This is a genomic window from Testudinibacter sp. 'clade 2' (assembly GCF_006227735.1).
Classification (GTDB): Bacteria; Pseudomonadota; Gammaproteobacteria; order Enterobacterales; family Pasteurellaceae; genus Chelonobacter.
In genome coordinates this window covers 1-501 of the sequence record NZ_VDHB01000200.1, presented here as the reverse complement: position 1 = coordinate 501, position 501 = coordinate 1, and the positions used below count along the sequence as shown (strand labels likewise).

The following is a 501-nucleotide window of genomic DNA, read 5'->3' as shown; positions in this document are numbered from 1 at the left end:
TGACGGCGGTGCTACAAGGCTTGGCGGGCGGCAATGCAGGACAGGCGATTGCCGGTGGATTGTCACCATATGTGAACAGCCAAATCAAAGCACTGACCGGAGATAACACCGAAGCCAACATCGTTGCCCATGCGTTATGGGGTGCGATTGAGGCACAAGCAAGCGGCAACAGCGCTTTAGCCGGGGCAACAGCTGCTGCGAGCGGTGAAGTCGCAGCCGCATTTTTAACTGAACAGCTGTACGGCAAAGCGCCGCAAGACCTGACGGCGAGTGAGAAAGAAACGATTTCGGGTTTAAGCCAAATTGTCGGCGCATTGAGCAGTGTTGCGGTGGCGAATAACAGCAGTGACGGTTACCGTGGTGCGGAAGTAGCGAAAAGTGCGGTTGAGAATAATGCGCTTTTAAATCTAAAAGGTGAATCCTATTTAAGAACTGAAAAAGAAAAAGCATTAGTTCAATTACTAAAAGAAAATGGTGTTAAAACAACCGAAGATTTTGTTG

The 501-nt window shown here is 49.3% G+C and carries 1 protein-coding gene; it reads left to right on the top strand.

Annotation, left to right across the window (positions count from 1 at the left end; translation table 11 throughout):
- Window positions 1–501 (top strand): VENN motif pre-toxin domain-containing protein (locus FHQ30_RS12545; RefSeq protein WP_176552778.1); only part of this gene is annotated, 501 nt, incomplete at both ends.